The organism is Mycobacterium sp. SA01, assembly GCF_041287105.1.
GTDB lineage: Bacteria > Actinomycetota > Actinomycetes > Mycobacteriales > Mycobacteriaceae > Mycobacterium.
In genome coordinates, this window is sequence record NZ_JBGGNO010000012.1 from 104,145 (window position 1) to 123,766 (window position 19,622).

A 19,622-nucleotide genomic window follows, 5' to 3' on the forward strand; every position below is an offset into this window, starting at 1 on the left:
CCTACAACACTTACCGAATCCCAATAGCATCGCGCCATGGCCTCCGCACCATTGACGCCGCGAGCCGTCATCGAGGGCTTCCTGCTGCGCACCCGACGGGTCATGGCGCACAAACTGATTCGTGAGCAGGCGGCGCTGATGGTCAAGCTGCACACCGGCGAGGTAACGATCATGGTTACCGTCAATACCAAGACCGGCGAGGAGAGCCACCGGCTGCAAGTCGAGTACCCGCCCGAGGAGGCGTTGGAGTCTCTGGCGAGCCGTGTGCGCCCATTGATCCTTGCGTCGGAGCCGATCTACTACGGCACGGCGCTCGACGCACTGGAACAACTCGTAGGCACCGACACGCTCGACGATGAGATCGATCTGCAGTGGTGGCGCGACTACTGGCAGGACGTGATCGACGGCAATCTAGCGGCCCAGGCCTACTGGGTCGCCACGCCCAGCGGGACTGTCACCGACCGCAAGTTGATGTACTCCTGGCTCTACGGTGACGTCATCCACGCCAAGTCGCCGAGGTCTCCCGTTATCCGCGACTTGAGCATCGACGAGCGGTACTACGCGGCTGCGCCCGGTATCGCCCGCATCTGCGACCGCGTGATCTACACCCACATCATGCTCATGGGCCTCATCGACAAGGGCCTGCTTACCGTCGATCCCGCCGTGCTCAACGATGCTGTCGTCGTCACCACCACCAAAGTCGACCAGGATGTGACGGTGCGTGTATCCGACGTCGGAGTGCCCATTCCCGATGACCTCACCACCGTCGGTCCTGCCGCACTCGACCCCGAGGTCTGGCGCAACCCGCATCAAGACATCGCCCAATTGCGCAGCGACGCTGACCGATCAGCGATTGCGTCGCAAGCTTTCTCGGTCGATCGCGCAGCTTCGGAGCAGCGCAAGGCACGCCTTGAGTCGTATCTGTCGGCGAATGTCTGGAACCCTGAAGGGGGCTTCGTGTGCAAGTCGGCGAGCGCGTGCCGCTTGTCTGCGGAGAAGGGCGGTGCCAGCTTCTACGAAGCTCAAGGGCACATGGTCGGCCCGTTCTACGACATGCGTGTAGACGGCAATCCGCACCGGGTAGTTGTCCTGCCAATGGAGACCGGGGAACCGAAGCAACATCGAACGGTCGAGCAGCGCACCCAGGACGTACTCGCTTCCGGCAAGCTGACTTTCGGCCAACGGAATCAGCATATGCGGGGAGTTACCTTCGCACTCCGCCTGGCGTTCGGGCTACCGGTCGACGCAGATACCGAGCGTATCCAGCTCGCCGACGGAACAAGCACCCATCTCTTCGACGCATACGCGATGACCAACCTGCTCTTGTGTTCAGCGGTGGATCACGGAACTGCAAAGTCGCGGGCTACCGGCGTCATGCGGAAGTCATGCTCACGGCACTTGCGCGCAAGTCTCGAAATCCTTCAACCAACGCTCGTGATCTCGCAAGGGGCGGGTCTAGACAACACGCTCTTCTCCACCCTCGGGGTCACCAAATCAGTTGCTCCGAATGTCGTGGCCTGCGAGTTCGGCGGAAACCGGTTCGCCTGGGTGTCACTTCGACACCCGTCCCGTGGAAATTGGTCGTCACTGAAGTGCGCTTACTTGCACGAGGTCGTCGTCCCGGCGATCACGAAGGGGCGGATGTTGGCGCTCAGCGGGATGTGAGTACGAACGAAAATTGCAGGCTAATCCACGCCACTCGCCACGGCTTCGCGCACTTGCCGATCTCGATCTTGGGAACAACTACTCACCACGCTGTAACCAAAGCGTCAACGCTTCCTCGATCACGTCATCGGGCTTGATCCCATCGACGGCTGCGGCCCGTTGAACCGCGTCGATCAAATTCAATGGCGCACGACCCCCATATTGGTTCCGCGAATCTTGACTTGGCGTCGGTCGGCCCAGCAGTTCGTTCCACGGCCAGAGCTGCACGACCTCCAGGTACATCGGCGCAGTCAGATGCATCCGCTGACCCTCTGTAAACCACCGCAGCAGTTGGCAGTTGGCAGTGGCGCGCTTTGCGATACCGCCGTTGTGGATCATGTCGTTCCGAACCTTGCCCAGCTCCCCAAGTAGGGGAAATTGGTAGTCACGGTGACTGCAGTCCCACACCTTGGCAAGCTCGAATCGGTAGTGGTCGTTCCATTCGGCGAAGATGAAGCTGATCCACTGAGAACCTTGGATGCGTTGGACCTCGGTACTTCGAGGAGGAGACACTTCACCCCGCATAGCTTGAAGAAGCCCCTGCACCCCTGGTGCTGCCGACTGATACACCTCCTCGATGCTGATAGTGGTGTCACTTGGTGTGCCGACGACACTGACCGGAACGCCAGCCAAGTCGACCCAACGAGCCTGCGGTGGCGGGTATTTGAGTTCTTCGAGGCGGGCGTTCAACTCCGCGTCCGCCAGTTCGACGATCCCCGAGGAACCAAGTAGCGCAGAGAGCATCGACACCTTGAGGGAACGCTTCAACTCTTCGACCAACTCGGTGACCGTGGCGGGTTCGGGATCAGTCAGCAGCGAGCCGAGCGCCTCTTCAGCCGAAGCCATAGTTTCTTCCAATCTGGCCATTGCGCCCCGGACGTCAGGATCGGTCATGACAAGTTCCACGGCTTCGACCAGAGGAGCGATCGCCGCTTCGGCTTCGCTGCCGGTACGCGGGGGTGTAGCGGCGAGGGCGTAAGTGAACGGCATCGTGAAGGCGCTGAACGCGAAACGCCGGTTGTACTCAGCGTTGCGGCTGCCCACTCGAAGGTTGTACTCGATGTTGTCGATGACTTGCGGGATCGTCGCACCGATCATCTCCCGCATGCTTGCCAGGACATCCAGCCACCGTGCGGCGGCCTGAACAGTGGTGGGATACGTGTCAGCCTTGCTGAGACGCCGTACTTCTCGGCAAGGCCAAGGAGTGCTCTGGGTGTGCGGAGCGGCACAGGGTGCATTTGCTCGGCCATCTACCGGCTGATGATCAAGCAGAACTTGTCTGTAGCGGTCTGCGGTGTCGTTCCCGAACTCCATAGTCTCGGCGAAACGGTTGATGCGCGACGCGACCAACGAGTTGAACTCCGCTACCTGAGCGTCTGGGTCGGTCACGGTTCGTCAACTTTGTCGTTCAGGTGCGCAATGTGATGCAGAAAGTCGGCGGTCTCTACCAGTGCATCGAAGGGGAGCACGAGCGTCAACGTCTGCTCCTCGCCACCGCGACGACGAACGCGAATTGGCACGTAATATCCGTTGCTCTCAGGATGGCTGACTACGCGGCTGCTCTGCGAATGCATCGTCAATTTGGTGATCGGTGCCAGCACCAAAAATTCGTCCAACTCAGCCAGCATCGGCCCAACTAGCAGGCGTCGCACGCCGTCGTCCTCGTAGAGGAGCATCCACTCGGTTGCGGGGTCGGAGAGTTTGTCCTTATGGATGTCGCACACGACAAAATCGGTGGGGAAGTCGAATGAACCGTTCTGTTCCTTGAGTCGATGCATCTTGGTCGCCGGGAACTTGCAGCGTTCGACCTGGCATTCAGGTCCCCTGGGCATGACTCGTTCTCCTTCCGGTGGGTCAAACAGCATGACGAGAGCAGGGGTCGCGACTTGTGGACCGTTGCACACGGATCGGCACGCGGTCGACGGATCAACGTTGAGGCCTACCCCCTCGGGGCTTTCTCAAGTGCAAGCTACGCCTTGACCAAGACACCTCGTGCTGATCTGCACCGCCGAACTTGGCCACACGAGGACGAACTGATAACCGCCCACCATCGATGCAGACGGAATGCCGCCCGAGGGACTGACCGTGGGCATGTTCTCCCTGCCGCCGGAGCCAAGAACCTCATGGCCGACGTCGAGGCCTTTAAGACCGACATCGCCGCCATCAGGACGCTGCTGGAGCGTCGGGTGGAAGAGTCATCCGAAGTCGTGGTCAGCCCAGAACGCCTGGCGCGAGCAGCGGTGAGAAGTTGCGAGACGGTGTGTGGGGGCGTCACAGCACGCGGTCTATCGGCAGGCCGCTATTCGCAATCTCTTCGGGCGGGTCCCACCGACACACCAGCGGTTCAGCAGCTCCTGGTGGAGTGGGCAAGGGAAACGCCCTCCTCACTTGCGCTAGAGCGGCCTGTATCGCGGCGTCACACTCCGCCCACGACGGATCTACTCCATCGTGAACAGCGTCATTTCGTTTCTCCACGAGGTCGTCGGTAAAGCTCTTGGGCAGACCATTGCCAAGCTTCTTGAGGAGACTGGCCTTTCCGCCCAGCATCCGGAATTTCTCCGCCAGCGCGTCTCGAATCTTCTCTTCCACAGCATCTAGCCTCGCGTCGACGAGTCTGATCACTGCCAGTTCGGCGGCGGTCGCCGCATCAATGACTGCACGCCGGTACTGACCCACATCCTGGAGCGCCCGTGCATCCCGAAGCAGGGTCCACGCCAGGTCCGGTTCTACTTCGGACAACGACAAGCAAGCCGCGAACAGTTCAGGCGTGAGCCCGTAAACTGGCGGACGCACGGTGAGTTCCGTAGCACCGCCCCGCCATTCCTCGCGGTTGCCCTTGGCGGACACGAGCCAAATCGGGGTGATCGAGCTTTCGTGCCAGGTTGCTCCTCGCAGTCGCGGTGGCTCGTGACCCACGCGAGCGATCCGCTGGCCTGTCGAGATCTCGATCCAGGTTCGAACGTTGTCCCACCACTGCTCCATTGAGTTGCGGATCTCGATGCTGAAAAGGTCGACACCCCATTCTTCGCGTGCAGCAGGAGGCACCGCATCTTCCGGGGGGATCTCGGCACTGAACGCCAGCCGCTTGACGATCGCATGTGCCGAACCCCACGCCGGGTGCTTGTAGTCGGTGCCCCAGTCTTCGCTGGTCTCGACTGGCGTTGCGCGCCAATCCGGGGGCGGCGCTAGGTGGCTAGCTACGTGGTCGGCCTCATCGGCAGGCGGACTCGGCAGCATGACCGTCATGGTGAAGGTGCCGTCGGTGGTCTTGAGGGGCGAGGTGAATGTCTGACCCCGGCTAACCAATTCAGTCGAGGCGATGAAGGGATATTCGAGGTCGTGCCACCACTCGACGGAGCGATACGGGTCGTCAAGCTGCTCGGTCTCTTCGGCCGTCACGCTCTCAAAGTTAAAAGCTATTTGGCATTTTCGGTGCCGGAAACGTCGGCAGCAGCAATTCAGCAAGTGCTCAAGTCCGCACCAACGCCGGTCCGTCCAAGATCGTGCAGTGCGCACCCAGTGCGGGTCCGTCCGTCGGCGGTTCCTCCTTGGGACACGTCAGGCAGTGCCAGATGGTGTGCCCGGCACCGTGACCCCGGCACGGCTGATGGCCGACGAGGACATTGCCGGGCTTCAGCTCGTGGCCGTTGGGGCAGTGCGTCGGCGGTTTGACGATCCACCGATTCCATCCAGCTCGCAACACGTCACCAACCTCGGCCATGCCGTCACGGTAGGACTTCGTTGGTGCGACACGCCCGAAAGTGTCGGCGGCTTGTCCTATGGTCCGTACTGCATACCCACCCAGCCACGCGAAAAGGCCTATGCGATGAACAACCCTCTCTATGGCCGTAAGAAAGTCAAAGCTGGAGATGCCTTCGCCGAGATTCACAAGGGCGAGACGTCAGTTTTGGATTTGCAGGGAGGCTCCCGGAGGCGGGGACGTTGTCATGGTCGATCCCGTCCCATTATGGGCAGTCAGTGGCGGTAAGTCGTCGGTGAGCTTCACCGGAAAGACAGCGGTGGTCGACTTCAACGCATCTGATGGTCAGTTCGCCGCGTCTGCTGATGGGGAGGCCACCTGGACGTATCCCACCGACGAGATGATCACAAAGGTCGTGCCCGTCGGCGAGGGCGACCCGGAGTAAGACCGCAGACACATGAAACACCGCCCCGGCGGGGAGGCCCGAGGCGGTGGAGTCCCGACGCTAATCCCTCAGGCGGTCTGAGGGTATTCACCCCGAGCACGAAGAAGCCCCACCTCGATTGAAGGTGGGGCTTCTCTGCGTTGTCGGGTCAGGAATCGCCGTCTACCTCAGCGCGGGTGTAGATCTCGCCGATACCTGCGGCGGCGCGGTTGATGTGGATACCGGCCCGCTTGGCGGCATCGAGGATGTCGAGGCGGAGGCTCAGGGCATGCTTCCCCTCGTCCCACGTGTCGAGGTCCCCTCCCTTCATCAGCCCCCATGCAGCCTGGCGAGCGAGTTCGGCCAGTTCCGCCTCAGCAGTGCTGTTGCTAGTCACAAGATCCTCCAGTCATCGGTTCCTCAGCGCCTCTGTGGACACTATCCACCGTCCCCGACACGAAGAAGCCCCACCTGGATCACTCCAAGGTGGGGCTTCTCTGCGTTGTCAGATCGGCGCGATCTCGCCGTCGTGCTGCGGGCACAGCTCGTGCGCCGCATAGGTCGCGAAGAGAGTTGCGTGGTACTCAGCGTTCGACTGGCCCGGCCCGTTGTAAGCCTTCAGCACCGCCTTGACTGCCGCGCTCTGGCCGGAATCGAAAGCCTCGCAGACCGGGTACCCGACGTTGAGTGCGTCCTGGGCGCACCCCAGGGCACTCAATCGCGTAGTAGTTCAGCGAACTGATCACCCGTCAACCCGCACGTGGGGACGTATTTATCGGCGACCACGTGAAGGTGCGCAGTGCGGCGCGGCGAGCCTGGTCGTCGACTACCAAACCTCTAGCGCGCTCGCCTAGATGTCCTCGATGAGACTGGCCATCTCCCGCAGAAGCTCGTTCGACGGGATCACGATCGTCAGAGTCTGTTCTCGCCGATCACCGCGCTTGCGTACCTTGAGCGGCAAGTACCAACCGTCATCGCTTGCCTCATCGCTGAACTCGCGATTCGAGCCGGTCCCAATCAACTCGCGTGGAGCCTCCAGCAGGATGTATTCGTCGAGCTTGCGGAGTTGGTCGCCGACGTAAACCTTCCGGTCATCCCGGATCAAGACCCATTCAGTCTCCGGTTTAGCCAACTCGTCCCGGTGGTGATTGCACACGATCACCTCGCCAGGAAGGCTCGCCCACTCGCGATCGGGTGTCAGGTCGTCGATCGTGTACGCGGATGATCCGCACCCCTCGACCATGCACTCTGGCGCTGCCATTACGTCCTCTCATAGGGAAGTCGGATTGCTTCACACTATGACCACCTTGTATTCCCAGGTCCCGCAACCTCAGACTCAGTCCGAACCATCGTCATCGTCGTCGATGCTGTCCGCGCCATACGGGTCCGTGGACTCGTAAAGCACCGAACCAACAAGCCGCTCAATAGCAATGGCTACGGGGCCGAGGCCTTGGCCGATGACGTTCCAGACCGGGAGTACTCGACCAGTGTCAAGACGACCATGCTTGTCGCCGCAGCTTATGACTTGGCCACTCGGCTCAAGACTTGCGCCAGCTCTCGTCCTCGTGGGGTGCGTCGAGACCGTGTTCCTGACGTAGGCGGTAGACGAGCTGGAGCGTGCCCTTGCGCAGCCGTTCGTCCTCCGCCTCTGCCTCTTCCCGCATCTGCCGCGCCTTCTCCACCGCCGAGTCGAGCACCGAGTGGTACTCGTCGAGCTGATCGGCGATAGCCTCCAGCGTCGTGTCCTCGATGAGTGCCCAGTGGTGGTTGTCGTTCTCGCCGATCACGCCGAAGTCCCGCAACGCCAGCCGCTCGTAGGCGTTCACGGGCCGACTGAATCCCACGATGACCGGATAGAGATCCGGGTTTCCGTCGTTGAGCGTGCGGTGACTCTTGAGCGCCTCATCGGGCAGTTGCACGCTGATGATGCGCAACGGTTCGTGTAGGTATGACATGCCGGGGAAGCTACGCCACCCAGCGACACCTCTGTGTGCGTTGTGGCACCGACACAGCCACGAAATTCCACGTCGCTGTTTATCGTCACAACGTGCCGTACCCGGAAACCGTTACACCAGTCAGACGCCACGTGCTCGTGGAATCTGGTTCTTGATCTCTCGATAGGCCATGATCCGTGCCATGACGGCGTTAGCTGACGAGTCTGCTGGAGTGGTTTTCGATGTTGTATTGACTCCGTAAAGCATCGCGCTCAGTTTTCCCTGTAGCTCCGCACGTTGCTCAGCGGTCCGAGCGTCCACTCGTTCAGCATGAAGTGATGCGTCGATGAGCAGAGCTTCTGTCGCGCACTTGTCGATCAGTTCTATGCGATGGATCGCAGGGCGTTCCAAATTGGCAATGGTGGTCATTGCCTCCTCGATGATCTTGCAATCATCGAGGCTAGGCTTGTCCAGAGCCGACAACTCGCTGGAAACCTTGCGAAGGGCGTGTGCTTTCCCGAACTGTTGCGCGATCTCCTGGATATCCGCGCTGAAGTCGACATCACCAAGCCACCCTGCGCGAGCAGCTTCAGATCCATCAATCTGCATGACCGCATTCAGTGCAAATTCGACGAGGGCGGCATAATCCTCGCCGAGGGTGCTGATGCGCCGTTGCTTTGCTTCTCGTGCCCGCGCTTCGCGGTCGCGTTCGGCGTAAGCCGCATACTCTGCACGGCGCTTGTCGCGATTGTTGTAACCCCGCACCGTCAAGCCGATTAGAAGCGCGACCGCCGTGATAACGCCGAGAGTAATCCCAACCTCTTTCGGAACAACCGCGATAACCGCTGCAACTACTACTGCGCCAACAACGAGGCTCGAAATGATCTTCGTTACTGCGTCGTCTGGATCACTGTCATCCATCACGGCCCTTAGCCATCTCTGGTGCGCCCTTTCCTCACCCTGCCGCCCGCCCTTCATAGTCAGCGGAGCTGACTGATATTGCGGTGGCTTACTACTTCGCTGTTCCTATAATTGTGCGATATGGAGCCGGAGTATTGGTTCGTGCGCGACGTGGCGTCGAGGTCGGCGCATCATTGGGATTACATCCGTAACCGCAACACTGTCGCACTGTGCGGGCACCCCTTTTCGGAGATCGCCGCAGAAGGCCCTGACCGTCCGAAGCGGGTGTGTCGAGCATGCCAGGAACTATTGCCCATCTACGAGGCGAAATGGTGGCGAACGGCAGCGGAAGAGGCCAGCGAGTCATTGGAATCGTCGAGGGACAAGGTCGCCAAGCTGCAACAGAAAATCGACAACCAGCGAGCGCAACTGCATCGTGTGCAGACGCAGTTGGCGAGGTTGAAGAAGACCAATCCCTCGAAGGCTCCAACCAAAAAGCGCCGAAGTGATGTGCAGGAGTACTGGGAGAAGGACCGTGCGAAGGATGCGCGGATCGACCAGAGACCGAAGCGAGCATGGCTAGGCAACGCAACGACGGTGCGGAGCGTTACAAGTGGCGGTCTGCCGGGGCACGGCAAGGGCCACTAGTCGCATCGCGCCGGACTCGATCGTCTATATGGATCTCAAACCGACCGGGTGGAACGCCGCCGTGCGCCTCGCGACAGCAGCCGTTCCATCACAAAGCCGTTGGGCGCGTCTGTGGTCTCATCTCATCCGTGCCCACATTTTGCCCACAATAGTGCGGCATCTCCGGGTATCTGGAGGGAACTGCAGATATGAGTTATGCCAGCTCAAAACCTATTTCGGAACACCTACCTGTGGCTAGTGCAGAACCACGACTTCTTCTCCGGGTCGGGTTCGAGCTACGTCATCGGCAAGGCCGTCGTCACCGAAGACGAGGACTGGAACTTCTAGTCCCCGAGCGTCTTACCGCGCGACCTCGCGAACGTTAGAGGCCGCGCGGCAGGACGGGCTCGGCACCCCCGCGTCCCGAATCAGGTCGTCGAGGGTGCCAACGACTGCGACGGCCGCCAGGCGAGCGCACCGGCGACCAAGCCGACGAACGGGATCGCGGCCAAGATGGCGCTCAACGTGGCACTGCCGCCTGTGACCAAGGTGAAGTTCGACAGCACCAACCACAGACTGCCCAGCAACCCGAGCACCGCGAGTGCCGGCGCCAGACGGGTGGTCCATAGTGAGCCCGTGGCGCGCCCGCGCAGGAAGAACGCCAGTACCGCGATCGACGTGGTGAGCATCAGCACCACCATGCCGACAGTGGCGACGCCCGCCATCGAGCCGAAGACGCCGACCAGCGGATCGATCCCGAGAATCGCCAGCACCCCGACGATGGCGGCGGCAGTGACGGTCTGCACCACCGAGGAGAATGCCGGCGACTCGTGGTTGTCGTGCACGCCGGCAAGTCTGGCCGGTAGCAACCCCTTTCCGGCCAGCACGAACTGGTAGCGCGCGATCACGTTGTGGAAGGACAGCACGCAGGCGAACAGACTGGTCAACAGCAGCACGTTGACGATGTCTCGCCCGATCGTGCCCAGCATGTCACCGGCGGTGTCCAGCAGCATATTGCCTTCTCCGGCAAGGGTTTTCTCGGCTGTCGCGGTCACCTGATCGGGCCCGAGGGCGACGACGAACGCCCACACGGTGATGGCGTAGAACGCGCCGATGATGATGACCGCGGCATAGGTGGCGAGCGGGATGGTGCGTTCCGGATCCCGCGCCTCGTCTCGGAATACCGCGGTGGCCTCGAAACCGATGAATCCGGTGAGCGCGAACAGGACTGCGATGCCCAGTGTGCCGTGAGTGAAGACGGCGGGATCGAACGAGCTCAAGGTGACTCCGGCCGGGCTCGGGTTGGCCACCATCACCACGTCAAGGATGACGACGATGCCGATCTCCAGCGCCAGTGCCACTCCGAGCACTTTGGCGCTCAACTCGATATGCCGGTAGCCGAGTACCGCGACGATCGCCAGGACGACGAACGAGTACACCGGCCACGGGATCACCGGCCCGTTGTAGTGCGTGACGGTGTCGTTGATGGCCCAGCCGATGTAGCCGTAGATGCCCACCTGGATCGCGGTGTAGGCGATCAGCGCGACCACCGCGATGCCCTTGCCCATGCGCTCGCCGAGTCCGACTGTCACATAGGAGAAGAACGCCCCGGCCTCGGGTACATACGGTGTCATGGTGACGAACCCGACGCTGAAAACCAGCAGCACCAGCGCGGCGATCACGAATCCCATCGGGGCGCCCGCGCCGTTGCCCAGCCCCATCGCCAACGGCATGTTGCCGCCGATCACCGTCAGTGGGGCGGCCGCCGCGACGACCATGAACACGATGCCGATCGGCCCGAGCCGCCCGGTCAGGCGGCGCCCGTCGGCCTTGGTGGATGTGGTCACGAGATCTCCTGAAGTGTTGGGGCAGTGGGGGATAGCGCATGGCGAAGTAGGTCGTGGTCCAGTGCGTGGACGGTGAAACCGTTGCGGCCGGTCATGGTGGTGGCGGCGACCATGGCATTGACGATGGCCTCCTCCGTTGCCTCGATGGTCATGTCGAACAGGCGGGTCATCAGTTGCGGCGCCACCATCCGCAGTGGGATCTCCGGGCGTGACGTCGCGGTGTCCTCGTCCCACGCATACGGCGGGATCCCGCGGTTGCCGGTCGAGAACGCCAGCATCAGATCCCCGCTGTACTGCTCGCCGGTGCCGCCGAGTCGGCCGACGGCCAGAGCGGAACGTTGGGCCACCCGGGTGCACTGGTGGGGGAGCAACGGGGCGTCGGTGGTGACGATGACGATGATCGAGCCCGACCCGGGTTCGTAGCCGGCGGGGAGTTCGGGAAGCGGCACCTCCGCGGCACCGATCAGCTCGCCGACCGGTACACCGTTGATCCGAAGTCGTTCGCGACGGCCATGATTCGCCTGCACCAGGACCCCGACGGTGTAGCGCCCGGCGACGGTGTCGGTGACCCTGGAGGCGGTACCGATACCGCCTTTGAAGCCGTGGCAGATCATGCCCGTCCCGCCGCCGACGTTGCCCTCGGCGGGTGGCTCACCGCTGGCAGTGTCCAGCGCGGACCGTACGTGGTCGGGACGCACGTGAAAGCCGTTGATGTCGTTGAGCAGTCCGTCGTAGGTTTCGCCCACCACGGGCAACGACCAGTAGGCGCCCTCGCCGCGGGCCCGCACCTGCGCCGCCACCAGTTCGTCGCGAACCACCCCGACGCTGTGCGTGTTGGTCAGGCCGATGGCGGTGGTGAGTTCGCCGGATTCCCGGATCCATTCCAGGCCGGTCAGTTCGCCGCTGCCGTTGAGTCGGTGCGCACCGGCGAATACCGGTTCGGTCCAGATGCGTTCGTGGGGGATGACGACGGTGACGCCGGTGCGCACGGTGTGCGGATCGTCGGAGGTGATGGTGGTGTGCCCCACCTGGACGCCGGCGACGTCGGTGATGGCGTTGTGCGGCCCGGTGGGATGGTCTCCGATTGCTACGCCCAGATCTCTGGCCCGCATTGGTCACGCTCACTTCACCGATAGTTTTTTTCCTGATTGGAAAAGAACTATGCGCCGGTGTGACGCAGCACGCAAGAGGAAGTGCAAAATGGGGTGGATCCACCCGGCCCGACGACAGGAGTGGCGCAGGTATGGCACGGCCGAACCGGCAGGTCGAACGGCGCGGCGACATCATGGATGCCGCCATCGCGCTGATCGAACGTCATGACCTGGCCACCCTCAAGCTCTCCGACGTCGCCTCGGAGCTGGGCCTGACGACCAACGCCGTCCGGTATTACTTCAAGGACATGGCCGAGCTGCTGTCGGAGCTGGCGTTGCGCTCCGACGTCCGGTTCTACGATGACCGACTGCGGTTACGCACCGAGAGCGGCGATCCCTGCCGTCAGCTCGCCCAGACGATCGCCGCCGGTCTGCCCACCGGTCCGGAAGACGCCGAGTGGCGTGCCATCTGGCGGGCGGTACTGGCGGCCGGCTTCGATCTCGACACCCGTCGCGACGTGCAGGGGATCTACCACCGCCAGGTCGGTCTCTACGCCGATCTGCTGGATGCGGGCGCCCGGTCCGGAGCGTTCCGTCTCAGCGACTCGGCCCGCGACATCGCGATGACACTGATGTCCATGGAGGACTACTTCGGTTATCGAATCGTCGCGCGGGATCCAGAGCTGAACCGCGCCACCGCATTTCGGCTCATGCGGAGCTATGCCGAACTCGCCACAGACGCCTCGATCCCGCAGCTGGACTGAGAACGTCAGCCCGCCAGGTTGAATCGTCCCTGGCTGCCGTAGATCGCCAGTGAGATCAGCAACGTCACAGACACCAGCACCACCAGTGAGGTCCGGACGGCGTCACCCGTCGCGACGCCGACTCCGGACGGTCCGCCGGATGCGTAGAAGCCAAAATAGGTGTGGATCAACAGGATTGCGATGGCCATCAGGATCGCTTGGGCGAACGACCACATCAGGTCGATCGGGTTCAGGAACGTCGAGAAGTAGTGTTCGTAGAGGCCCGCCGACTGCCCCAGCAGCGTGACGGTGGTGTACTGGCTGGCGAGGAACGACAGGATCACCGCGATCGCATACAGCGGCGCGATCGACACCATGCCGGCCACGATCCTGGTGCTGACTAGGAAAACCATCGACGGGATCGCCATCGCTTCCAGTGCATCGATCTCCTGGTTGACCCGCATCGCCCCCAGCTGCGCAGTGACACCCGCGCCGAAGGTGGCGGCCAACCCGATTCCCGCCACCACGGGTGCCGAGATGCGTACGTTGATGAAGGCGGCCAGGAACCCGGTGAGTGCTTCAATGCCGATGTTGCCCAGCGAGCTGTAGCCCTGCACCGCCAACGTGCCGCCGGTGGCGACGGTGAGGAACCCGACGACGACAAGCGTGCCGCCGATCATCGCCAGGACGCCTGCTCCCATGCTGATCTCGGCGATCAGCCGAACGATTTCAGTGCGGTAGGAGCGCACTGCGGTCGGAATGCCCGCTATCGCTTTGGCGTAGAACAGTGCCTGGTCGCCGATCCTGCCGAGGATGTACCACGGGCGCTCCAACGCGCGGGTCACCCGGGGAAAGACCGTCCTATGGGTCATGTACGTTCCGCTTCACCCGTCCAACGTCCGCGCCGCGGTGGCGCCGCCGTAGGGCCGTTCGTCCCGGTTATCGACGCCCAAAGGCTTCACTCGGGTGGGACCGGTGCTTTGAGCTGGCGATTTGATCACCGATGCTGAGTGCGTGAGCACACCCGAACCGTTCATCACCGCTGGTGTCGACGGAGTCCGCATCGTGGCCGACCGCATCGGTGACCCGCACGCGCCTGCCGTGGTGTTCCTGCACGGTGGTGGCCAGACGCGCCGATCGTGGGGCCGGGCAGCCGCGGCAGTCGCCGCCCGTGGCTGGCAGGCGGTGACCGTCGACCTGCGCGGTCACGGCGAGTCCGACTGGTCGCCCGACGGCGACTACCGGGTGGTCAGCTTCGCCGGCGATGTGCTCGAACTCATGCGCCGGCTGCCGCCGCACCCGGTGCTCGTCGGCGCATCCCTGGGTGGGTTCACCGGAATGCTGCTCGCCGGTGAGATCGCCCCGGAGACGCTGCGCGCCCTCGTCCTGGTCGACATCGTCCCGGACATGGACCCGTCGGGCGCCTCGCGAATCCACCAATTCATGTACGACCGAATGGAATCCGGTTTCGCCTCGCTCGACGAGGTGGCCGACATGATTCAGGAGTACAACCCACACCGCCGGCGGCCCGACGACCTCGACGGCCTTCGCGCCAATCTGCGTCACCGCGACGGCCGCTGGTACTGGCACTGGGATCCGAAGTTCATCGACGGCAGCGCGTCGCGCCCACCCATCGAGGTGACCGAGGTGGATCGGATCAACGCGGCGGTCGCGGCGATCCTGGCGGCAGGCACCCCGATGCTGCTGGTGCGCGGTCAGATGAGCGACCTCGTCACGCAGGAGCGCGCCGACGACTTCCTCGCACGCTTCCCCCAGATCGAGTTCGCGGACGTCGCGGGCGCCGGCCACATGGTCGCGGGCGATCGCAACGATCTGTTCGCCGATGCGGTCGTCCAATTCCTGGGCAAATGCGCCGCCGACCGGTGAACGCGGTATGAACCGGGGGAGAACTGTCCCATCGGTGCTGGCGCGGTCCGAACCTAACCGAGAGACTGAGCGGCGTGACCACTACGTCGCTGTTGAACTCGATCCTGAACTGGCTGCGGGCCGGTTACCCCAACGGGGTGCCCGGACCTGACCGGGTCCCACTGCTGGCCTTGTTGCGCTCGACGCCGCTGACCGAAGAGCAGATCAAAGAGGTCGTCGCCAACATCACCGCCAAGGACTCGCCCGCCCTGGACGGCGGGATCGACGAGGACGAGATCGCGGCGTTCATCAAGGACGTCAGTCACCACGATGCGGGGCCGGAGAACGTCAAGCGGGTGGCGGCCACACTGGCCGCGGCCGGTTGGCCGCTGGCCGGTGTGTCCGAGGACCCCGTCGGCGAGTGACCGCTAAGCGGTCCGCAGCGATTCGGTGTCGATCACGAAGCGGTACCGCACGTCGCTGACGAGCACGCGCTCGTAGGCCTCGTTGATGTAATCCGGCTGGATCAGCTCGATTTCGGGCTCGATGCCCTTCTCGGCGCAGAAGTCCAGCATTTCCTGGGTTTCCGGGATGCCGCCGATCATCGAACCGGACAGGTGGCGGCGCATGCTGACCAGCGGCTGCGCCGGCACGACCATGGGCTGCTCGGGCATGCCCAACTCGACGAGCGTGCCGTCCACCCGCAACGTGCTCAAGTAGGCGCTCAGGTCAAGGTTGGCCGACACGGTGTTCAGGATCAGGTCGAACGAGTTGCGCAGCTTGGTGAAGGTCTCGGGGTCGCTGGTCGCGTAGTACTCGCCGGCTCCCAGCCGCAAGCCGTCTTCCATCTTCTTCAGCGACTGCGACAGCACCGTCACCTCAGCGCCCATCGCAACACCGAGCTTGACGCCCATGTGGCCGAGGCCACCGAGACCGACGACCGCAATTCGCTTGCCCGGACCGGCATTCCAGTGCCGCAGGGGGGAGAAGGTGGTGATGCCCGCGCACATCAGCGGCGCGGCGGCCTCCAGCGACAGGGAATCGGGGATGCGCAGGACGTAGTTCTCGTCGACGACGATGTTGCCGCTATAGCCACCTGCGGTGGGCTGGCCGTCGCGGCCCACCGAGCCGTAGGTGCCGACCATGCCCGAACCCGTGCAGTACTGCTGCAGGCCGGCCTTACAGCTGTCGCATTCGCGGCAGGAGTCGACGAAGCAGCCGACGCCGACCCGGTCGCCGACCTTGTACTTGGTCACATCGGAGCCGACTTCGGTTACCACACCGGCGATTTCGTGGCCGGGTACGAGCGGGTAGCGGACACCGCCCCATTCGCCGCGCACCGTGTGGATGTCGGAATGGCAGATCCCGGCGAAGTGGATGTCGAATTTGACGTCGTGCGGGCCGACGTCGCGGCGGCTGACGGTCGTCTTGGTCAGGGGCTCGGTTGCCGACGTGGCGGCGTAAGCGGTAACTGTGCTCATCGTGTCCTCTTTGATCGCGTTTCAGGCAGCACTGATCGATTCAGCGTTTTGAGTGCAAGTTGGGTCGCAACGTTGCGACCAACAGACATAACCCGGCGGGGCGGGTGCCTAATCCCGACGTGACGAGGTTTACAGCCCGGCGGCGCGAACCCCGCCGTTAAAAGATAACCGCTGATAGCTGACCGCGCCCGCCAGCGTGTACGGGTCGCGGTCGATGATGCTCTGGGCATCCTCGGTGCTGATATCGGCGGTGATCAGGACGCCGCCGGTCCCCGTCTCCAGGCGCCCTGCGAGCAGCAGTCGCCCGGCCTCGACCTCCTCGTTCAGGAACGCCAGGTGGGCCGGCCGGGATTGGTCGACGACGTCGAGCGGCTTCTCATAGGTGATCGTCAGCACGTGGAACACGGGAGTGAACTTACCGCCTGCGGCTAGTTGATCGGTGCGTTGAGCCAGCGCAGGTCGTCGAGGATGCCGCGGGCGGCGACCAGGCCCTGGCCGGTCTGCCACACCTCGTTGTTGACCACGAAGACGCGGTTGTCGCGGTTGGCCGACAGCTTGCGCCACGGTGCGCTGTCCAGGACGGCCGGCGCCCGATCCTTGGCCGCAGGCGAGGCGAAGGACAGGTAGACGATGTCGCCGTCGGCGGCCGACAGGTCCGGGGAACGGTCCAGATCGGCGTCGGAAATTCCGATCTCGACGTACGGCTTGTCGGTAAACCGTTGTGCTGCAGGACGATCCACCCCGACATCGGCCAGTACCGACGCCGGGAAATTCGCCGCGCCGTACACCCGCATCGTGGTGTCGGTGAACTGGACGATGGACGCCTGGAAGTGCGGGGCATCGTTGGCCATGCCCTTCTGCTTGGCCTGTTCGGTGAACCCGCCGATCAGATCCGCCGCGGCCTGGGCTCGTCCGGTTGCCGCCCCGACGGCGCGCACGTTGTCCTGCCAGTTCGCGCCGGGGGCGTCGGTGAACACGGTCGGGGCGATAGCGGTCAGCTGCGGCAGGGACTGTGGCGTCAACGCCTGGGAGCCGAGAATGAGGTCCGGTTTGGCGGCCGCGATCGCGGTGAGGTCCGGCGCGCTGCGGGTGCCGGCTGCGGGCAGGTCGTGGATGACGGTGCCCAGATACGACGGCTGGCTGGTCGACCCGTCGGGCAGGGCGGCCGCCACGATCCGCGTCTGCAGGCCCAGCGCGCACAGTGTGTCGAGCTCGTCACCGGCCAGCACCACGATGCGTTGCGGGTCGGGCGCGGCCGGGTCCAGGCGGGCCGGCTCGGGCGCACAGGAGTCGTCGGGCCTGCGTTGATTGCCCAGCACGCCCGCGCTCGCGATCTTGGTGGTGCTGGTGACAGGCGACGGTGCACCCGGCGCCGCGGTCTTCGGCGGTGTTGTGGAGCACCCGCTGGCCACTGTCATGGCGACCGCGGCCAGCACCGCCCCGGCGGCCACCACGACACCCGCACGCTCACCACCGATCAGCACGACGCCGACCGTAACATCCGCCTGTCGTACGGTCGCTGAGCTGCGGTTGAAGGTGCATCGGTGACAAATACGACAGAATGTAGGACCCACAGCCCATTGGCGGCGACGGGCGGCTAGGATCAACTACACGTTCTCGGCGCGCTAACGATTTTTGGAGGACAGTTGACTGCCGTTGTGCCTTCGCAGGGGGAACTCGAGGCCACTCGACCCGCACCTGCACGGATGGGTCCCAAGGGCAACCTGATCTACAAGCTGGTCACGACGACCGATCACAAGTTGATCGGCATCATGTACTGCGTCGCCTGCTTCGTTTTCTTCTTCATGGGTGGCTTGATGGCGCTGTTCATCCGCGCCGAGCTGGCCGTGCCGGGCTTGCAGTTCTTGTCGAATGAGCAGTACAACCAGCTGTTCACCATGCACGGCACGGCGATGCTGCTGTTCTACGCGACGCCGATCGTGTTCGGCTTCGCCAACCTGGTGCTGCCGCTGCAGATCGGCGCCCCCGACGTCGCGTTCCCGCGGCTGAACGCGCTGTCGTTCTGGCTGTTCGTCTTCGGCGCGATGATCGCGCTGGCCGGGTTCATCACCCCGGGTGGAGCCGCCGACTTCGGCTGGACCGCCTACACCCCGCTCTCGGATGCGATGCACTCACCGGGCGCCGGCGGTGACCTCTGGATCCTTGGCCTGGCCGTCGGTGGTCTCGGCACCATCCTCGGTGGCGTCAACATGATCACCACCGTGGTCTGCATGCGCGCCCCCGGCATGACCATGTTCCGGATGCCGATCTTCACCTGGAACATCTTCGTCACCTCGATCCTGGTGCTGGTGGCGTTCCCGCTGCTGACCGCCGCACTGTTCGGGCTGGCTGCCGACCGCCACCTGGGTGCGCACATCTACGACCCCGCCAACGGCGGCACGATGCTGTTCCAGCATCTGTTCTGGTTCTTCGGGCACCCCGAGGTCTACATCATCGCGCTGCCGTTCTTCGGCATCGTGACCGAGATCTTCCCGGTGTTCTCCCGCAAGCCGGTGTTCGGCTACACCACCCTGATCTACGCGACGATCAGCATCGCGGCGCTGTCGGTGGCGGTGTGGGCACACCACATGTACGTCACCGGTGCGGTCCTGCTGCCGTTCTTCTCCTTCATGACGTTCCTGATCGCGGTGCCCACCGGCATCAAGTTCTTCAACTGGATCGGCACCATGTGGAAGGGCCGGCTGACGTTCGAGACGCCGATGCTGTTCTCGATCGGCTTCCTGGTGACGTTCCTGCTCGGTGGCCTGTCCGGCGTGCTGCTGGCCAGCCCGCCGCTGGACTTCCACGTCAGCGACAGCTACTTCGTGATCGCGCACTTCCACTACGTGCTGTTCGGCACCATCGTGTTCGCGACCTACGCCGGGATCTACTTCTGGTTCCCGAAGATGACCGGCCGCCTGCTCGACGAGCGCCTGGGCAAGGTGCATTTCTGGTTGACGTTCATCGGCTTCCACACCACGTTCCTGGTGCAGCACTGGCTCGGTGACGAGGGCATGCCGCGTCGTTACGCCGACTACCTGCCGTCGGACGGTTTCGAGACGTTGAACATCGTGTCGACCATCGGTGCGTTCATTCTCGGTGTGTCGGTGCTGCCGTTCGTGTGGAACATCTTCAAGAGCTGGCGTTACGGCGAGGTCGTCACAGTCGACGATCCGTGGGGTTACGGCAACTCGCTGGAGTGGGCCACCTCGTGCCCGCCGCCGCGGCACAACTTCACCGAGCTGCCCCGAATCCGTTCGGAGCGCCCGGCATTCGAACTGCACTACCCGCACATGATCGAGCGG

Annotated in this window: 22 protein-coding genes and 1 pseudogene; 8 read left to right on the forward strand and 15 right to left on the reverse strand. The window is 63.4% G+C overall.

The window, feature by feature from the left end; translation table 11 throughout:
* Positions 1 to 36: 36 nt before the first annotated feature.
* Complete coding sequence (locus AB4879_RS03940) at positions 37 to 1,665, forward strand: hypothetical protein (protein ID WP_370506526.1); 1,629 nt, start codon at positions 37 to 39, stop codon at positions 1,663 to 1,665.
* Between the two features lie 78 nt (positions 1,666 to 1,743).
* Here AB4879_RS03940 and AB4879_RS03945 read toward each other — a convergent pair whose 3' ends face one another.
* The 4 genes from AB4879_RS03945 to AB4879_RS03960 form a co-directional block, all read right to left on the reverse strand.
* On the reverse strand, positions 1,744 to 3,093 hold the full coding sequence (locus AB4879_RS03945; RefSeq protein ID WP_370506527.1) for a hypothetical protein: 1,350 nt from the start codon (positions 3,091 to 3,093) through the stop codon (positions 1,744 to 1,746).
* Positions 3,090 to 3,536 carry a hypothetical protein gene (locus tag AB4879_RS03950; RefSeq protein ID WP_370506528.1) on the reverse strand — a complete coding sequence of 149 codons (447 nt, stop codon included), beginning with the start codon at positions 3,534 to 3,536 and terminating at the stop codon, positions 3,090 to 3,092. Before AB4879_RS03950 ends, AB4879_RS03945 begins: the two co-directional genes overlap by 4 nt.
* A 439-nt stretch (positions 3,537 to 3,975) precedes the next feature.
* On the reverse strand, positions 3,976 to 5,103 hold the full coding sequence (locus tag AB4879_RS03955) for a hypothetical protein (RefSeq protein WP_370506529.1): 1,128 nt from the start codon (positions 5,101 to 5,103) through the stop codon (positions 3,976 to 3,978).
* A 70-nt stretch (positions 5,104 to 5,173) separates the two neighbouring features.
* Positions 5,174 to 5,425 (reverse strand): hypothetical protein, encoded by a 252-nt coding sequence (locus tag AB4879_RS03960; protein ID WP_370506530.1) that lies wholly within the window; start codon positions 5,423 to 5,425, stop codon positions 5,174 to 5,176.
* Between the two features lie 226 nt (positions 5,426 to 5,651).
* Between AB4879_RS03960 and AB4879_RS03965 the strand changes: the two genes are divergently transcribed.
* Positions 5,652 to 5,849: a hypothetical protein gene (locus tag AB4879_RS03965; protein ID WP_370506531.1), complete on the forward strand. Its 198-nt coding sequence runs from the start codon at positions 5,652 to 5,654 to the stop codon at positions 5,847 to 5,849.
* A gap of 148 nt (positions 5,850 to 5,997) precedes the next feature.
* Here the strand turns inward: AB4879_RS03965 and AB4879_RS03970 are convergent, their stop codons facing one another.
* The 5 genes from AB4879_RS03970 to AB4879_RS03990 all read right to left on the reverse strand — a co-directional run bounded on the left by AB4879_RS03970 (position 5,998) and on the right by AB4879_RS03990 (position 8,683).
* Positions 5,998 to 6,225, reverse strand: a complete 228-nt coding sequence (locus tag AB4879_RS03970) for a hypothetical protein (RefSeq protein WP_370506532.1) — start codon at positions 6,223 to 6,225, stop codon at positions 5,998 to 6,000.
* Between the two features lie 108 nt (positions 6,226 to 6,333).
* On the reverse strand, positions 6,334 to 6,546 hold the full coding sequence (locus tag AB4879_RS03975) for a DUF732 domain-containing protein (RefSeq protein ID WP_370506533.1): 213 nt from the start codon (positions 6,544 to 6,546) through the stop codon (positions 6,334 to 6,336).
* A gap of 132 nt (positions 6,547 to 6,678) precedes the next feature.
* Entirely contained in the window at positions 6,679 to 7,071 is a 393-nt protein-coding gene (locus AB4879_RS03980; protein WP_370506534.1) for a hypothetical protein, read from the reverse strand.
* A 295-nt stretch (positions 7,072 to 7,366) separates the two neighbouring features.
* Complete coding sequence (locus tag AB4879_RS03985) at positions 7,367 to 7,783, reverse strand: hypothetical protein (protein WP_370506535.1); 417 nt, start codon at positions 7,781 to 7,783, stop codon at positions 7,367 to 7,369.
* A 120-nt stretch (positions 7,784 to 7,903) separates the two neighbouring features.
* Positions 7,904 to 8,683 carry a hypothetical protein gene (locus tag AB4879_RS03990; RefSeq protein WP_370506536.1) on the reverse strand — a complete coding sequence of 260 codons (780 nt, stop codon included), beginning with the start codon at positions 8,681 to 8,683 and terminating at the stop codon, positions 7,904 to 7,906.
* Between the two features lie 120 nt (positions 8,684 to 8,803).
* Here AB4879_RS03990 and AB4879_RS03995 point away from each other — a divergent pair, with 120 nt between their 5' ends.
* Together AB4879_RS03995 and AB4879_RS04000 are read left to right on the forward strand one after the other, a co-directional pair.
* A complete protein-coding gene (locus AB4879_RS03995; RefSeq protein WP_370506537.1) occupies positions 8,804 to 9,310 on the forward strand; it encodes a hypothetical protein in 507 nt (168 codons plus the stop codon).
* A 240-nt stretch (positions 9,311 to 9,550) separates the two neighbouring features.
* Positions 9,551 to 9,637 (forward strand): annotated as a pseudogene (locus AB4879_RS04000) (hypothetical protein); the annotation flags it as partial.
* Positions 9,638 to 9,717: 80 nt separating this feature from the next.
* Here AB4879_RS04000 and AB4879_RS04005 read toward each other — a convergent pair.
* Together AB4879_RS04005 and AB4879_RS04010 are read right to left on the reverse strand one after the other, a co-directional pair.
* Positions 9,718 to 11,067: an APC family permease gene (locus tag AB4879_RS04005; protein WP_370506554.1), complete on the reverse strand. Its 1,350-nt coding sequence runs from the start codon at positions 11,065 to 11,067 to the stop codon at positions 9,718 to 9,720.
* A 65-nt stretch (positions 11,068 to 11,132) separates the two neighbouring features.
* On the reverse strand, positions 11,133 to 12,248 hold the full coding sequence (locus AB4879_RS04010; protein WP_370506538.1) for a P1 family peptidase: 1,116 nt from the start codon (positions 12,246 to 12,248) through the stop codon (positions 11,133 to 11,135).
* A gap of 131 nt (positions 12,249 to 12,379) precedes the next feature.
* Between AB4879_RS04010 and AB4879_RS04015 the strand changes: the two genes are divergently transcribed.
* The gene (locus tag AB4879_RS04015) at positions 12,380 to 12,991 is read left to right on the forward strand and encodes a TetR family transcriptional regulator (RefSeq protein ID WP_370506539.1); all 612 of its coding nucleotides are present in this window, start codon (positions 12,380 to 12,382) and stop codon (positions 12,989 to 12,991) included.
* Positions 12,992 to 12,996: 5 nt separating this feature from the next.
* Here the strand turns inward: AB4879_RS04015 and AB4879_RS04020 are convergent, their stop codons facing one another.
* A complete protein-coding gene (locus AB4879_RS04020) occupies positions 12,997 to 13,842 on the reverse strand; it encodes an MlaE family ABC transporter permease (protein WP_370506540.1) in 846 nt (281 codons plus the stop codon).
* Positions 13,843 to 13,984: 142 nt separating this feature from the next.
* On the opposite strand from AB4879_RS04020, the gene AB4879_RS04025 reads away from it, so the two are divergent.
* On the forward strand, positions 13,985 to 14,857 hold the full coding sequence (locus AB4879_RS04025; RefSeq protein WP_370506541.1) for an alpha/beta fold hydrolase: 873 nt from the start codon (positions 13,985 to 13,987) through the stop codon (positions 14,855 to 14,857).
* 74 nt (positions 14,858 to 14,931) lie between these two features.
* Positions 14,932 to 15,261: a DUF3349 domain-containing protein gene (locus AB4879_RS04030; RefSeq protein WP_370506542.1), complete on the forward strand. Its 330-nt coding sequence runs from the start codon at positions 14,932 to 14,934 to the stop codon at positions 15,259 to 15,261.
* A gap of 3 nt (positions 15,262 to 15,264) precedes the next feature.
* On the opposite strand, the gene AB4879_RS04035 is transcribed toward AB4879_RS04030, so the two are convergent.
* The 3 genes from AB4879_RS04035 to AB4879_RS04045 all read right to left on the reverse strand — a co-directional run bounded on the left by AB4879_RS04035 (position 15,265) and on the right by AB4879_RS04045 (position 17,801).
* The gene (locus AB4879_RS04035) at positions 15,265 to 16,317 is read right to left on the reverse strand and encodes an NAD(P)-dependent alcohol dehydrogenase (RefSeq protein WP_370506543.1); all 1,053 of its coding nucleotides are present in this window, start codon (positions 16,315 to 16,317) and stop codon (positions 15,265 to 15,267) included.
* Positions 16,318 to 16,446: 129 nt separating this feature from the next.
* Entirely contained in the window at positions 16,447 to 16,722 is a 276-nt protein-coding gene (locus AB4879_RS04040; RefSeq protein ID WP_370506544.1) for a YciI family protein, read from the reverse strand.
* Positions 16,723 to 16,745: 23 nt separating this feature from the next.
* Positions 16,746 to 17,801 carry an iron-siderophore ABC transporter substrate-binding protein gene (locus AB4879_RS04045; RefSeq protein WP_370506545.1) on the reverse strand — a complete coding sequence of 352 codons (1,056 nt, stop codon included), beginning with the start codon at positions 17,799 to 17,801 and terminating at the stop codon, positions 16,746 to 16,748.
* A gap of 162 nt (positions 17,802 to 17,963) precedes the next feature.
* Between AB4879_RS04045 and ctaD the strand changes: the two genes are divergently transcribed.
* Positions 17,964 to 19,622 (forward strand): cytochrome c oxidase subunit I (gene ctaD / locus AB4879_RS04050; protein ID WP_370506546.1); only part of this gene is annotated, 1,659 nt, incomplete at its 3' end.